Origin of the sequence: Alloprevotella sp. Lung230, from assembly GCF_014385435.1 — a bacterium.
Lineage (GTDB): Bacteria > Bacteroidota > Bacteroidia > Bacteroidales > Bacteroidaceae > Alloprevotella.
Window position 1 is genome coordinate 19106 of the sequence record NZ_JACSUD010000014.1, and the last position, 13946, is coordinate 33051.

Consider the following 13946-nt stretch of genomic DNA (forward strand, 5'->3'; position numbering starts at 1 on the left):
CCGCTCCTTAAAGGAGTGATGAGCCGTTGAGGGTAGGGTGTCTTATCGACTTAGTCCTTGAACTTAGCCACAACAAACTCGCGGTTGAGGCGGGCAATGTTGGCGATGCTTTCGTTCTTGGGGCATACAGCTTCGCAAGCGCGGGTGTTGGTGCAGTTGCCGAAACCGAGTTCGTCCATCTTGGCCACCATGGCTTTGGCACGTTTTGCGCCTTCTACACGACCTTGGGGAAGGAGGGCGAATTGCGACACCTTAGAGGCTACGAAGAGCATGGCAGAACCATTCTTACAAGCGGCAACGCAGGCACCGCAACCGATGCAGGTGGCGCAGTCCATCGCTTCGTCGGCATCGGCCTTAGGAATGAGGATGGCGTTGGCGTCTTGTGCTTGTCCGGTGCGGATGGTGGTGTAACCGCCTGCGGCTTGGATTTGGTCGAAAGCGGTGCGATCGACCATGCAGTCCTTGATGACGGGGAAGGCGGCCGAACGCCAAGGTTCAACGGTGATGACATCGCCATCGTTGAAACGGCGCATATAGAGCTGGCAGGTGGTGGCACCGCGCTCGGTTTTGCCGTGGGGCGTTCCGTTGATGTAGAGCGAGCACATACCGCAGATGCCTTCGCGGCAGTCGTGGTCGAAGACGAAAGGCTCTTTGCCGTCGTTGATGAGTTCTTCGTTGAGGATGTCGAGCATTTCGAGGAAGCTCGTATCATCGGGGATGTTCTTCATCTCGCGCTGTTCGAAATGACCAGCATCCTTAGGACCATTTTGCTTCCAGTATTTTACTGTGAAAGATATATTCTTTGCCATTGTTTTGTCTTGTTAGGGTTGGTCAAATTCGATTAGCTCTTGTAGTTACGGGTCTGAACCTTGATGATTTCGTACTCAAGGGGTTCTTTCGAGAGTACAGGAGCAGTGTCGTCGTTGCCTTGATATTCCCAGCAACCCACGTAGAAGAAGTTTTGGTCGTCGCGTTTGGCTTCGCCTTCTTCGGTTTGATGTTCTTCGCGGAAGTGACCACCGCAAGATTCTTCGCGATGGAGGGCATCGTTGGCCATGAGTTCGCCCATGAGGATGAAGTCTTCCAAACGGAGCGCCTTTTCGAGTTCCACGTTTACGCCTTCCTTGCTGCCGGGCACGAAGAGTTCTTTGTAGAACGTCTTGCGCATCTCTTTGAGGAGGTGGAGGGCTTTTTCGAGACCTTCCTTGGTGCGACCCATACCGACATACTCCCACATGATGTGGCCGAGTTCTTTGTGGAGAGAGTCGACCGAACGCTTACCACCGATGTTGAAGAGGCGGTCGATGCGACCTTGCACATACTGCTCTGCGGCTTCAAATTCGGGGAGGTCGGTAGAGAAGCGGGGCACGGTGATTTGGTCGGCCAGATAGTTTTGGATGGTGTAGGGGAGCACGAAGTAACCATCGGCAAGACCCTGCATGAGGGCAGAAGCACCGAGGCGGTTGGCACCGTGGTCGGAGAAGTTACATTCACCGATGGCGAACAGACCTTGGATGGTGGTCATCAGTTCGTAGTCTACCCAAATGCCGCCCATCGTGTAGTGGATGGCGGGGAAGATTTGCATCGGAGTGTCGTAGGGGCTTTCGTCGGTGATTTCTTCGTACATGTCGAAGAGGTTGCCGTAGCGTGCTTCGATTTCGTCACGACCAAAGTCCTTGATGGCTTGTGAGAAGTCGAGGAACACGGCCAAACCGGTATTGTTCACACCGAAACCCTTGTCGCAACGTTCCTTGGCGGCACGTGAAGCCACGTCACGAGGCACGAGGTTACCGAAGGCGGGGTAGCGACGTTCGAGATAGTAGTCGCGGTCTTCTTCGGGAATGTCCTTACCTTGGAGGCGTCCTTCCTGACAGGCTTTGGCATCTTCGAGCTTCTTGGGTACCCAAATGCGGCCGTCGTTGCGGAGCGATTCGGACATCAAAGTGAGCTTAGACTGCTTGTCGCCGTGTACGGGAATGCAGGTGGGGTGAATTTGTACGTAAGAGGGGTTGGCAAAGAGGGCACCCTTACGATAGCAGGCAATGGCGGCCGAGGCGTTGCAACCCATGGCGTTGGTCGAGAGGAAATAGGTGTTGCCGTATCCGCCGGTACCGATTACGACAGCGTGTGCGGCGAAGCGTTCGAGAGCACCGGTCACGAGGTTGCGGGCTATGATACCGCGGGCACGTCCGTCGATGAGAACCACGTCGAGCATTTCGTAGCGGGTGTAGAGTTCTACGGTGCCGGCATGTACTTGGCACATCAACGAAGAGTAGGCACCGAGGAGCAATTGCTGACCTGTCTGACCTTTGGCGTAGAAAGTACGGCTCACCTGTGCACCACCGAAAGAGCGGTTCGCCAACATGCCGCCGTATTCGCGAGCAAAGGGTACGCCCTGTGCCACGCACTGGTCGATGATATTGTTGCTCACTTCGGCCAAGCGATAGACGTTGGCTTCACGAGCGCGATAGTCGCCACCCTTTACGGTGTCGTAGAAAAGACGATATACGGAGTCGCCGTCGTTTTGGTAGTTCTTTGCGGCGTTGATACCTCCTTGTGCCGCGATGGAGTGGGCACGGCGGGGAGAGTCTTGGATGCAGAAGTTCTTTACCTTGAAGCCCATCTCACCGAGGGAGGCGGCTGCCGAAGCACCTGCCAAACCGGTACCCACGATGATGACATCAAGTTTACGCTTGTTTTTGGGGTTCACCAACTTTTGGTGAGCTTTATAGTTGGTCCACTTCTCAGCAACGGGACCTTCGGGAATGCGAGAATTAAGGGTTGCCATAATGGTAATTTCGATTTAGAGGTAAAACTTAGTTTGCACAAGCAGCACCACAAGCCTGACCGCAGAAGAGGGCGGCAAACTGGAACTTGATGACTACGGCAGCAAACATGGCGATGACGATGGTCGAGTAGACCAAACCGATGCACTGCAAGCGGCTGAGCCAGATTTTACCACTGGCACCGAGGGTTTGGAAGGCACTCCAAAAACCGTGGTTGAGGTGAAACCAAAGGGCGCAAAGCCAAACGAGGTAGAGTACGGAGTAGACGGGGCAGGAGAAAGTTTGTTCAATCCAATAGTAACCGTCGGTGGCATAGACGGCTGCCGCGCCCTGTGTGTGCAGGAGTTCGACGAGCATCATCTTTGCCCAAAAGTTGTAGAGGTGCAAGCCCATGCCGAGAATGACAATCAGGCCGAGCACAAACATGTTTTGCGAAGCCCATTCGACTTTGGCGGGACGGTCGGTAACGGCATATTTGCTGTTGCCACGCGCCTTTTGGTTTTGCAAAGTGAGGATGATGGCATAGACGAAGTGAAGGAGTACAAGGACGCCCAGGCCGGCTGTTGCCGCCACAGCATACCAGTTTGCACCCAGCATTTCGCATACCCAGTTGTAGCCTTCACGCGAGAAGAGCGCCACAACATTCATGCAGCCGTGGAACGTGAGGAAGAGAATGAGCGCAAGACCGGTGACGGACATAATCACTTTTCTTCCGATAGAGGAGTTTGTTAACCACATAGTAAGGGAGAAATTTAAATTGTTGATAATGTTTATTTTGCTACGATAGGGAGGAATGGACAAAACGCCTCCTCATTTATGGGGAGGGCGTTTGCTGTGCAAAAGTACTCCTTTTCTTTCAATTTACAAAAAAAAACGTAGTTTTTACGATAAACTCTCTAAGAGCCGCTCTCCACGTGCAGTTTCGGCCGCTCCCAAATCCATAAATTTGTAAAGTGTGTTCAGGGCGGTGCGTTTCAGTTCGGGGTCGTTGCCTTGTGCCGTAAGTTCGCTTTCAAGATGATCAAGCAGCTCGTCGGCATCCCGCTGTGAAGGGCGGTGTTGCGCCATAAAAAGACGACCCAAAAGCAACCAAGCCACGAGGCGGGACATGGGTTGTTCGCTCGCTACGAGGCGGAAGGCGATGTCGGAAGCAAAAGGAAGATGGCAGAGAAGGTGCATCACGAGGACTTGGGCTTCTTCGGCAAAATGGAGTTGTTCTATCCAAAGCAAAGCCAGTTCTTCGTCCATCTCATCGCGGGGCATCAGCATCGGGGCAAGCAACCGGAGTTCGCGGATGTCTTCTTTCCAAAGTTTTGCGGCAAGGGCGGCGGTGTGTGGAATTTCATCGGACAATTCGATGAGCCGCGGTTGGTCGACTCCGAAATTGACGCGATAGGTGAGCCCTTGCTGACGCATCGAACCGCTCAACACGCCGTTCATTGTGGCGCGGAGCATCTTTTTGATTTCGCGGATTTGGTCTTCGAGAGGTAGATTTTGCATAAAGAGTTGGGGGGGAGGGGCGTTTTGCCGCGGTGGCGTTCTCCTCAGTCGGAGAAGGAAAAGGGCGGCAGACGATTAGTATTGGAAGGTGCTGTGTCCCATAAATTCGCGCAGAAGCGAGGTGGGAGGAACGGCGTCCATCGGCATCGGGGTGAAGTAGGTGATGAATTTGCGCAGTCGATAGGCTTCGCTGTATTCGGGTGCGCATTCGGGCACCATCTCCAGCAGGGGGAGAGCCTGTGCGCGCAGTGCAGCCAGTTCGTAGATGAGGGCGGTGTTGATCATCACATCGGCCTGCTCTTGGAAGGGGAAAATCCATTTTTCTTCGCCCGCCGTGACAGAGGGGCAACGACGAATGACTTCCTGCGGATGATAGCCTCGATACTTGTAGTCGCGGCAAATGCGGCGGAGCAAACGGCTGTCGGTGGTGGGGATGTAATTGTGGTCGTCGAGCATGATGGTGGTCAGTGCCGATGCGTAGATCTTATACTTGTTTTCGGCAGGGATACCTTCGCTCAAGCGTGGATTGAGGGCGTGATTGCCTTCGAGGATGAGGATATTGCCCTCTTCGAGTTGCAGGAAGTGTCCCGAAGGCATATTCTTACCGGTGGGGAAATCGTAGAAGGGAAGTTCGATGCTTTCGCCATGGATAAGGCGGCAGATATGGTCGTTGAAGAGCGGGAGATTGAGCGCTTCGATATGCTCAAAGTCGTAGTCCCCTTTTTCGTCCAAAGGCGTGAGTTCGCGATCCACGAAATAGTTGTCCATCGAGATACTCACCGGTTTGCGGCCGCAGGCTTTGAGTTGTACGCTCAAACGCTTGGAAAAGGTGGTCTTTCCCGACGACGAGGGACCCGCAATAAGAATGACCTTGAGTTTCGGGTTGTGGGCGATGTGGTCGGCAATTTGCGCAATCTTCTTCTCCTGCAAGGCTTCGGCCACATTGACCAAATCGTTGGTGTAGCCTGCCTTGATGGCTTGGTTGAGTTCGCCCACGGTGGTGCAGCCCAAGATGTCCTGCCAGTGGTGTTGCTCCTGAAACACACCGAAGATTTTGCTCTGTTCCTTCATGGGGCGGAGTTGGAGCGGATTTTGCGAATCGGGCACACGCAGCAGCAGTCCGTCGCCGTAGCGCATCACGTCAAAGAGCGTGAGTTGTCCGGTGCGCAGCAGGAGCGAACCGTAAAAATAGTTGAGCGTGCCATCCAGCGAATAGTAGTGGGTGTAGAGGTCGCCGATGCTTTCGAGGAGTTTCACCTTTTTGGTAAGACCTTGTGAGCGGAACAATTCGATGGCTTCGGTGGTGTGTACCGTCATCCGACGAAAGCGGAGGTCGGCCGCTACAATCTCCAGCATTTTTTCACGGAGTCGATTGACCACCTCGTCCGTCACGCCGCCCTCAATATCAAGACGGCAATAGTAGCCGTTGCTTACGGGAGTACCGATGCGCACTTGCGAGCCGGGATAAGTTTCGTAGACGGCCTTGTAAAGCACGAAGAAAAGACTGCGCGTGTAGGTGCGCAGACCCGATGGCGAGGTGATGTTGAGAAATTCGAGGTCGCGGGAGTCGTTGATGGTATAGTGCAAACCTTCCACGCGGTTATTGACCTTACAACTGGTCACGCAATAGGGTAGGTTCAGCTGGAGTTGGGCGTAGACCTCCTCGAGCGTAGCCCCTTTGGGCACGTCGTGGTAGTCGTTGGTGTTTTTGCAAAAGATGCGGATGGTTTTCATCGGGAGAAAAAGAAGCATAAAAACCACAAAACGCACAACGCAAGGGAAGCGCGTATGTGAGTTTCGTGGTTGTTGTGAAGTGGTGGAAGGATTTACTCTTCGCCCTTGAAGAGAGGATCCCATGCCGGAAGGAGCGTGGGTTTCTGCTTGAAGAGGTCGAGGGTGCGTTGAGGAACGAAGCGCTTTTCGACTACGAGGCGGAACATATATTCGTCAAACCACTGGTCGGTCATGATGAGGTGGCCGCCTACGCCGCTGTTGAGTCCCCACGAGTTTTCGACCTTCCATTTGCGGGGTTGTCCTTTGTCGTCGAGGTCAACGGCACAAAGCGTCATTGCATGGCTGGAAGCCGAAGCAAAAGTAGAGATGCGTTCAGCCTTCGACATCGGGAAGTCGGTGTTGAAGAGCGAACCGTAGTCGTAGTTGTTGAGGCTCAGTACACCCGACTTTTTGTTGTAGAACTTGCCCACGTCGCACGACATGTACATACGCACACTGTCCTTGATACTGGCAATGGCCATTTGCTTGATTTCTTCAATCGGCAGGTTGAGGTAAGTCCAGTTGTGGCCGTCGTAAGTGTGGCGGTCGAGGTCGATGGCATAGGTCTTGTGGTAGGGACGCGTGGGGTCGTTCATGAGCAGCACGTAGTTGTTTTCCAAATCCCAACCTACAAAGCGCTGGTAGAACGAGAGGGGAGTGTACTTCTCTTCCTTCATCGGGCGACCGTCGGCCGACTTGACAGCGTAGGTAAATTCCGTGGGAGGCTCGCCCAAGCAGGAAGTGAGGATGCGGTAAATTACGCTGAGCATTTCCTCCTTGCGGGCTGCGAGCTTTTTGCCACGTTCGCCGGCAGCATAGGCTTTGCGCAGGGTGAGACCGTATTCGCGCAGTTTGAGGCTGATGAGGGAAGCCATGCGCGAGGTGTTGTTGGCGTTATAACTTTCGGGCATCACTTCGGCAGGTACGGCACCATATTTCGTCACGATGTCTTGCACACCGGTGAAGGTGCCGCCGTCGGAGATGGGGTTCTTGAAAAGCCACTCCACCGTCTTGTCGCTCATGGGCTTGTCGGCCTTGTCGATGATGGATTGCAGGAAAAGGTTGGCCTTTTCAAGTTGGTCGTAGAAAGAGTTGAAACTCTGCGAAAATTCAAAACTCTTGAGCGCCTGTTGTTTGATGACATGGGCGCGCATCACGTTGAGCCCGGTGAAGAGCCAGCAACGACCGCTGGCTGCTTGGTCGGTGATGCCCTTTGAGGGGGCTTCGTTGGAGAAGTAGGTATCGTTCACTTCGGCCGTGTTGGGGCGCGTAGCGAGAAGGTCGATGCCGTTGACGATGAGGGCATTTTGAATGGCCTTATCGGCTTTCGACGAACTGTGTTTTCTGAATTTGGTGAGCATCTCGGGGGTGACGCTGCCGCTTTGCGCCCACGTGCAGAGGGGAGCACCGAGAAGCAAAAGAGAGAAAAGAAGTTTGTTCATGATATTGAAAATTAGAATTTGAGGGACAACGACCACCCATTATGTATGCAGGGGCTTGTCCGCAGAAATACAAATCGGGGGCGGCTACAACCAGCCTTCGGATTGATACCAAGCGATGGTTTCTTTCACACCGCGTTCCAACGGCCATTGCGGTTGGTAGCCCAGTTCTTCGCGTGCCGGAGCAATATCGCACCGCCAGTTGCGCTGACGCAGGATGTTGAACTTGTCCATGTTGAGAGGCGACATTTTGCCGGTGGCGGCGATGAGCAGCGAGTTGATGCGGCAAATGGCGTGGAGTACCCAAACGGGGGCGGTGATGTGCAGCACGTGCCGAACGCCCATTTCACGTTGCAGCAAATCGCTGAAGGCGCGACTGCTGTAGTCGTTGCCATCGCTCAGCAGGTAGGCGCTGCCACTCTTACCGCGAGTCAAGGCGAGGAAACAGGCATCGACCAAATCGCGCACGTAGATGAAGGTGATGATTTGCGGAGTGTAGCCCACGGCAAAGTCGATGTGCTTCTTGATGCTGTCGGCCATGATGAAATAATCCCGTTCGCGAGGGCCGTAGACCCCTGTGGGTCGGAGAATGACGTAGTCCAGCCCTTCAATGGAGGCCAACCCTTCTTCGGCCAAAAGTTTGGAGAGTCCGTAGGCCGTGTTGGGCTGCGGTGTGTCGTTGGCCGAAAGGGGTTGATAACGTTCGGCTCCCGGCAAGGTGCGGCCGTCGGCATCTTTGCGGGCTTTCTCCCGCGGTGCACCCAGCACACTGAGGGTCGATACGAAAACAAAGCGTCCCGTGAGTAGTTCGTGCTTCACCAGCAGGCGTGCCAAGCGCAGGGTGCCTTTGGTGTTGGTGCGTACGAAAGCTTCTTTGGAAGGGGCTTTGGTGGCTCCGGCGGCATGAATCACGTGGTCGAACGCCCCATGTTCTGCGCGGTGTGCGGCCAACTGGCGGTCGAGCGTGTCCTCATTACCCAAATCAAGTTCGAGAAAGTGGATGCGTTCGTCTTGCAAATACTGTCGGCTGCTACTGCTGCGCATACCTGCCCACACTTCAAAACCTTGTTCCAAAGCGTGCTCAACGAGAAACGAACCTACGAAGCCCGAAGCCCCGGTGATGAGTATTTTCATGTTGTTAGGGATTATGCTGCAAATTTACTACATTCTTCTCAATGCTGCAAACGATAAGTCGGTGTTCCGGAAGAATTGGAAAGACATTTCTCCCGATTTTGTGTCGGGTTGTCCCAAGGGCGGAGTGTGCAGATGAGTCGCGCGCCAATCTTTCGGTCTGATTTACCTCAGAGGTAATTTTGTCTATGTCTGAGGTAGATTTATTTTTCTCTGAGGTAGGAAAATCTTCTTCCCGTGCGTTGCTCTCACGCGCGCGTGCGTTACTTGTGATTTTGTGATTTTTTCCTTCACTTCCTTCACTCATTTGCCAAATTTTACCTTATGAGAGGGGTAGGGTGAAGGATGAGCGTAAAGAAATCCTTCACCCGCAAACAGAAGAAAATCAAAGTATTACAACGGCGGTGAAGGATTGAAGGATAAAAACCTGCACTATAGTGTAATATACGCGCGCGAGGCATAAGAAAAACTGTGCGAAATGTTTGTCGGAACAAAACATTTCGCACAGCCTTAAAAATAGATGAGGGGTTGTGTCGCGTTTAGTCTTCGTAGACGCTGAAGTCTTCCTTGCCTACGCCGCAGATGGGGCAAACCCAATCTTCGGGAATGTCTTCAAAAGCGGTGCCGGGAGCAATGCCGGAATCGGGATCACCTTCGGCGGGATCGTAAATATAACCACAGGGGTCGCAGATGTACTTTTTCATTGTCGTGTAACTTAAATTGTTATTGAGTTCGATTTGGATGAACGACGCTTTATGCTAAAAGCGTCCGTTGTTTCTGCTGCAAAAGTAATAAAAAAGGCGCGCGCGACAAAATGTTTGGGCCACTTTTTCTGCTTTTTGTTGAGAACTCGGCGGTTGTGCGAGGTGCGTGTGGCAAATTGGAGGGGCTGATGTGAGGGATTTTTGTCACTCAATCGTTTGGCAGACACCATCGGGCCGCTCGCCATACGCCGCGTATGCCTTGCGCAGAGAGCCACCGAAAGGCGCGCACCAAGCCGCGTTGTAAGGGGGAGAGGGGCGCGCGGAGTGGGCTGGTGGCGGCGTGCAACTGTCGGGCTAATTCGGGGGCGGCGGTACATTGCAGTTGGCCGCACACGATGGCGCAGCGATAGGCCAGAGCCACGCGGGCAGCGTGTGGCGCAGCGTAAGTGTTCAGCGTTCGAGAGATGCTGTTGAGGGTTTGTACGATTTTCGGAAGTTTGTCGGCAAGGGCTTCGCCCGTGATGCTGTCGGCATGCTGATAGATGCGATGGAACACGCCTTGGCACCATGCGGGTGGTGCTTCGTTGAGGAGCAGGCGCACCCCGACTTCGTAGTCGTTCCAGCAAGGCAAGGCCGCGTCCCATCCACCGATGTGCAGGAGCAAGTCGCGTTGTGTCATGAACGATTGGGTCGAGATGAGGCAGCCCAGAATATGATCGGTGAGGGTGGGGGATGGCCACCCATCGCGCACCCTTTCTCGCCCGTCGCCGAACACCATTCGTGTGCGCGCCACGACCCATCGGGCATTGGGCTTCTTATGGGCGGCACGGAGCATCTCTGAGGCAAAATCGGGCGACATCGTGTCGTCGTCATCGAAAAAAGCCACCCATTGACCATGGGCGGCGCGTAGTCCGCAGTTGCGTGCTGCGGAAGCTCCTCGTTGCATTTCGTCGAGGAGTTGTATCGAGAGTTCGGAATCGGGGTGTTCCGTCTGCCAGTGTTGTACGGTGGCTTGGCACATCTTTTTTGAGTCATCGGACGAAGCATTGTCGACGACGATGATTTCCAGCGGTCGGTAGGTTTGCGCGAGGAGCGACCGAAGACTTTCGGCCACCCGATCTGCGCGGTTGTGGACGGTGAGAATGATCGAAACCAGTGGGTGAGGCATAAGTGGAGCGGGGTGAAGAGTGCTTTTGCAAAGATAAGTAGAAAATAAGGCTTGACCAACGCTGCTGCTTGATTTTGTCGCCCACCCTGCGAGAAGTGGTATGAAAATGTGGATTTGTGGCTTGATTTTCGTTTGTTTGAAAAAAAAGAAGTATATTTGCACGCTCATCAGTGTGTGCAGGTGTCAAAAGACGCTGTTGAAGGCATAATAACTACCTTCTCTTTTAGATGTGCATACGAGCGGTGCAGCATTTCTGCTTCTCAATAAGCAACAATCAAAATAATCATAAAATCTCAACTCAAAATCAATGCAAAACAAAGGATTTGTAAAAGTCATTGCGGTACTTTTGGGTCTGATTTGCCTCTATTACCTGAGTTTCTCCTTCGTAACGTCTCACTACGAGAAGAAGGCAGCGGCTATGGGCGAAGTGGCAGGTAAGGCCTATCTGGATTCGCTGCGACAGAGCGAAGGTAATGTTTGGCTCGGCCAAAATTACAAAACTTGCGAAACGCTTCAAATTGGTTTGGGACTTGACTTGCAGGGTGGTATGAACGTCATCCTCGAAGTTTCCGTGCCCGAAGTCGTGACCAAACTGGCCGGTAGCAACGCCGACGACCCCAAAGTCAAGAAGGTGATTGCTGAAGCTCGTGCCGAAGCGGCCACTTCGTCTGAGAACTTCCTCGACGTCTTCGTGAGCAAGTTTCAACAGCAAGTGGGGAAAAACCAACTCGGTGGCGTGTTTGCCCTCAAACTCAAAGACGACGGTATCACGCCCAACAGTTCGGACGCCCAAGTGAAGTCGGCGCTTGAAAAGGAAATCAAGGCCGCTGTGAGCAACTCTTATCAAGTGGTGCAGCAGCGTATCGACCGCTTTGGTGTGGCGCAACCCAACATCCAAATCCTTGAAGGCCGTGGCCAAATGGGACAAATCATGGTGGAAATGCCGGGTATCAAAGAGCCCGAACGTGTGCGTAAACTCCTCCAAGGTTCGGCCAACCTCGAATTTTGGGAAACTTACGACTATGCCGATGTGCAAGCCGCCATCATGAACCTTGACAGCCGTCTTGCTCAGGCCGGTTCTTCCGAAAAGACCGATACCGTGGCCGAAGAGAAGGCTGCACCTGCTCAAACGGCATCGGTCGCTGATGCACTGAAAGCTGCTAAAAACAGCGAAGAAAAGGTGAGCACCAAGGATGCAGCTGCACAAGCCGGGGCTGCCAACAAGGCCGCTCGCTTGAAGAGCAATCCCTTGCTGGCCAACTTCGTGCAGATGGGCAATCCGCAGTATTGCATCGTGGGTTATGCGCTCAGTGCCGACACCGCGGCTATCAACAAAGCCCTCCACTCTCCCTTGGCACAAGAGACTCTGCCCAACGATCTTCATCTCTCTTGGAGCGTAAATCCTGAGGGCGGAGTCTACTCTCTCTATGCGCTGCGCAAGACCAACGGCAAAGCCGCTCTCGCCGGTGCTGTGATTGCCGATGCCAAAGACGACTACAACGAGCACCACAAGCCTGTCGTTTCGATGACGATGACCCCCGACGGCTCTCGCGAGTGGGCTTCCATCACTAAGAAAAATTTGAAGCGTCCCGTTGCCATCGTATTGGATGATGTGGTGTACAGTGCTCCCACCATCCAAAGCGAAATCAATGGTGGACAGAGTCAAATCTCGGGCCACTTTACCACGCAACAAACTCAAGACTTGGCCAATGTGCTCAAGAGCGGTAAGATGCCTGCGCCCACCAACATTGTGCAGGAAGAAACCGTCGGCCCGAGCCTCGGTGCTGCCTCCATCCAAGCCGGTTTCACCGCTTGCGTAGTGGCTTTCGTGCTCCTCATGGCTTTCATGTGTGCTTTCTATGGCTTCATTCCTGGTATGGTGGCCAATGGCGCCCTCATCCTCAACTTCTTCTTCACTTTCGGTGTGCTCACTTCCTTCCAAGCCGCCCTCACTATGAGCGGATTGGCCGGTATGGTGCTTTCGCTCGGTATGGCCGTCGATGCCAACGTGCTCATTTATGAGCGTACGAAGGAAGAACTTCGTGCCGGCAAGAACCTCAAGCAGGCTCTTGCGGATGGTTACGGAAATGCCTTCTCGGCCATTTTCGACTCCAACCTCACCTCTATCATCACCGCCATTATCCTCTACAACTTCGGTACGGGTCCCATTCGTGGGTTTGCCATGACGCTCGGCATCGGCATCGTTGCCTCCTTCTTCACCGCAGTTTGGTTGACGCGCATCGTCTACGAACACTTCACCAACAAGGATAAGTGGCTCGGTTTGACCTTCACCACAGGACTTTCTCGTAATCTCCTCACCAATACCAACTTCGACTTCATGAAGATGGCCAAAAGGACCCTCGTCATTGTTGTTGCTGCCGTTTTGGTGGGTGTTGCAGGACTTGCCGTTCGCGGTTTGCAGCGTGGCATCGACTTCTCCGGAGGTCGCAACTACGTGGTCGAATTTGAACAAAAGGTTTCCCCCGAAGAGGTGAAGAAAGCCGTAGAAGCCGAAGTGGTCAAGACAGGCGAAAAGGCCACGGTGAGCACCCTTGCCATCGTTACCACGCAAAACCCCGCTGTGCGTATCTCGACGTCTTACAAGATTGACCAAAATGATGAGAAGGTCGACCAAGAGGTAGAACAACTCATCTGGCGTGCCCTCCACAACGCCCACCTCATCAAGGCCGATTACAATGTCTTCAAGGATCGCGACAATCGCGTGGGAGGCTCCATTATCTCTGCCCAGAAGGTAGGACCGAGTGTCGCTGCCGATATGGTGAAGGGCGCATTCATTGCCGTCTTCCTTTCGCTGGTGGCCATCTTCATCTACATCCTCGCCCGCTTCCGTAGTGTAGCGTTCTCGGTAGGTGCCATTGTAGCTTTGGCTGTCGACACCTTCCTCATCATCGGTGTCTATGCCCTCTGCTGGGGTCTGGTACCCATGTCGCTCGAAGTCGATCAAACCTTCATCGGTGCCATCCTTACCGTGATTGGTTACTCCATCAACGACAAAGTGGTGGTGTTCGACCGCATCCGCGAAAACCTCGGACTCTATCCCAACCGCGATTCTGAGCGTGTGTTCAACGACTCCATCAACAACACGTTGACGCGTACCATCATGACTTCGCTCACCACCTTCTTGGTGCTCCTCTGCATCTTCTTCCTCGGTGGTGAAGCCATTCGCTCCTTCTCGTTTGCGATGTTGCTCGGTGTCCTCTTCGGTACGCTCTCGTCCATCTTCTTGGCTGCCCCCATCGCCAACAAGATCTACCATCGTCGTGCCGGCAAGTCGGCCCAAGCCTAAGCACAATCTTCTATTCCTCCCCCTCATTGCTCGTTGGAGCAGTGAGGGGGAGTTTTTTTTGAAAGCACTTTCTCTCTCCTGAAAAATATTCATTGCAACCTCCCTGATTGTCAAAGATTTTTAGTATATTTGCCACGC

General features: G+C 53.5%; 10 protein-coding genes. 1 reads left to right on the top strand and 9 read right to left on the bottom strand.

Annotated elements, in window-relative coordinates:
* Positions 1-50 precede the first annotated feature (50 nt).
* The 9 genes from H8527_RS07800 to H8527_RS07840 form a co-directional block, all read right to left on the bottom strand.
* Positions 51-809, bottom strand: a complete 759-nt coding sequence (locus H8527_RS07800; protein ID WP_187547108.1) for a succinate dehydrogenase/fumarate reductase iron-sulfur subunit — start codon at positions 807-809, stop codon at positions 51-53.
* Positions 810-841: 32 nt separating this feature from the next.
* A complete protein-coding gene (locus H8527_RS07805; protein ID WP_187547110.1) occupies positions 842-2788 on the bottom strand; it encodes a fumarate reductase/succinate dehydrogenase flavoprotein subunit in 1947 nt (648 codons plus the stop codon).
* Positions 2789-2816: 28 nt separating this feature from the next.
* Entirely contained in the window at positions 2817-3524 is a 708-nt protein-coding gene (locus tag H8527_RS07810) for a succinate dehydrogenase/fumarate reductase cytochrome b subunit (protein ID WP_187547112.1), read from the bottom strand.
* Between the two features lie 144 nt (positions 3525-3668).
* A complete protein-coding gene (locus H8527_RS07815) occupies positions 3669-4286 on the bottom strand; it encodes a DNA alkylation repair protein (RefSeq protein WP_187547114.1) in 618 nt (205 codons plus the stop codon).
* A 75-nt stretch (positions 4287-4361) separates the two neighbouring features.
* A complete protein-coding gene (locus tag H8527_RS07820) occupies positions 4362-6038 on the bottom strand; it encodes a nucleoside kinase (protein WP_370539237.1) in 1677 nt (558 codons plus the stop codon).
* A gap of 74 nt (positions 6039-6112) precedes the next feature.
* Positions 6113-7501 carry a C1 family peptidase gene (locus H8527_RS07825; RefSeq protein WP_187547116.1) on the bottom strand — a complete coding sequence of 463 codons (1389 nt, stop codon included), beginning with the start codon at positions 7499-7501 and terminating at the stop codon, positions 6113-6115.
* A gap of 84 nt (positions 7502-7585) precedes the next feature.
* Complete coding sequence (locus H8527_RS07830; protein WP_187547118.1) at positions 7586-8632, bottom strand: NAD(P)-dependent oxidoreductase; 1047 nt, start codon at positions 8630-8632, stop codon at positions 7586-7588.
* A gap of 536 nt (positions 8633-9168) precedes the next feature.
* Positions 9169-9333: a rubredoxin gene (rd, locus tag H8527_RS07835; RefSeq protein WP_187547119.1), complete on the bottom strand. Its 165-nt coding sequence runs from the start codon at positions 9331-9333 to the stop codon at positions 9169-9171.
* A gap of 208 nt (positions 9334-9541) precedes the next feature.
* On the bottom strand, positions 9542-10501 hold the full coding sequence (locus H8527_RS07840) for a glycosyltransferase family A protein (protein ID WP_187547121.1): 960 nt from the start codon (positions 10499-10501) through the stop codon (positions 9542-9544).
* Positions 10502-10808: 307 nt separating this feature from the next.
* Here H8527_RS07840 and secDF point away from each other — a divergent pair, with 307 nt between their 5' ends.
* Positions 10809-13808 carry a protein translocase subunit SecDF gene (secDF, locus tag H8527_RS07845; protein WP_187547123.1) on the top strand — a complete coding sequence of 1000 codons (3000 nt, stop codon included), beginning with the start codon at positions 10809-10811 and terminating at the stop codon, positions 13806-13808.
* Positions 13809-13946: the final 138 nt, after the last annotated feature.

Coding starts and splice junctions, on each gene's coding strand:
- H8527_RS07800 (WP_187547108.1), bottom strand. CDS start 809: ATGGCAAAGAATATATCTTTCACAGTAAAATACTGGAAGCAAAATGGT.
- H8527_RS07805 (WP_187547110.1), bottom strand. CDS start 2,788: ATGGCAACCCTTAATTCTCGCATTCCCGAAGGTCCCGTTGCTGAGAAG.
- H8527_RS07810 (WP_187547112.1), bottom strand. CDS start 3,524: ATGTGGTTAACAAACTCCTCTATCGGAAGAAAAGTGATTATGTCCGTC.
- H8527_RS07815 (WP_187547114.1), bottom strand. CDS start 4,286: ATGCAAAATCTACCTCTCGAAGACCAAATCCGCGAAATCAAAAAGATG.
- H8527_RS07820 (WP_370539237.1), bottom strand. CDS start 6,038: ATGCTTCTTTTTCTCCCGATGAAAACCATCCGCATCTTTTGCAAAAAC.
- H8527_RS07825 (WP_187547116.1), bottom strand. CDS start 7,501: ATGAACAAACTTCTTTTCTCTCTTTTGCTTCTCGGTGCTCCCCTCTGC.
- H8527_RS07830 (WP_187547118.1), bottom strand. CDS start 8,632: ATGAAAATACTCATCACCGGGGCTTCGGGCTTCGTAGGTTCGTTTCTC.
- rd (WP_187547119.1), bottom strand. CDS start 9,333: ATGAAAAAGTACATCTGCGACCCCTGTGGTTATATTTACGATCCCGCC.
- H8527_RS07840 (WP_187547121.1), bottom strand. CDS start 10,501: ATGCCTCACCCACTGGTTTCGATCATTCTCACCGTCCACAACCGCGCA.
- secDF (WP_187547123.1), top strand. CDS start 10,809: ATGCAAAACAAAGGATTTGTAAAAGTCATTGCGGTACTTTTGGGTCTG.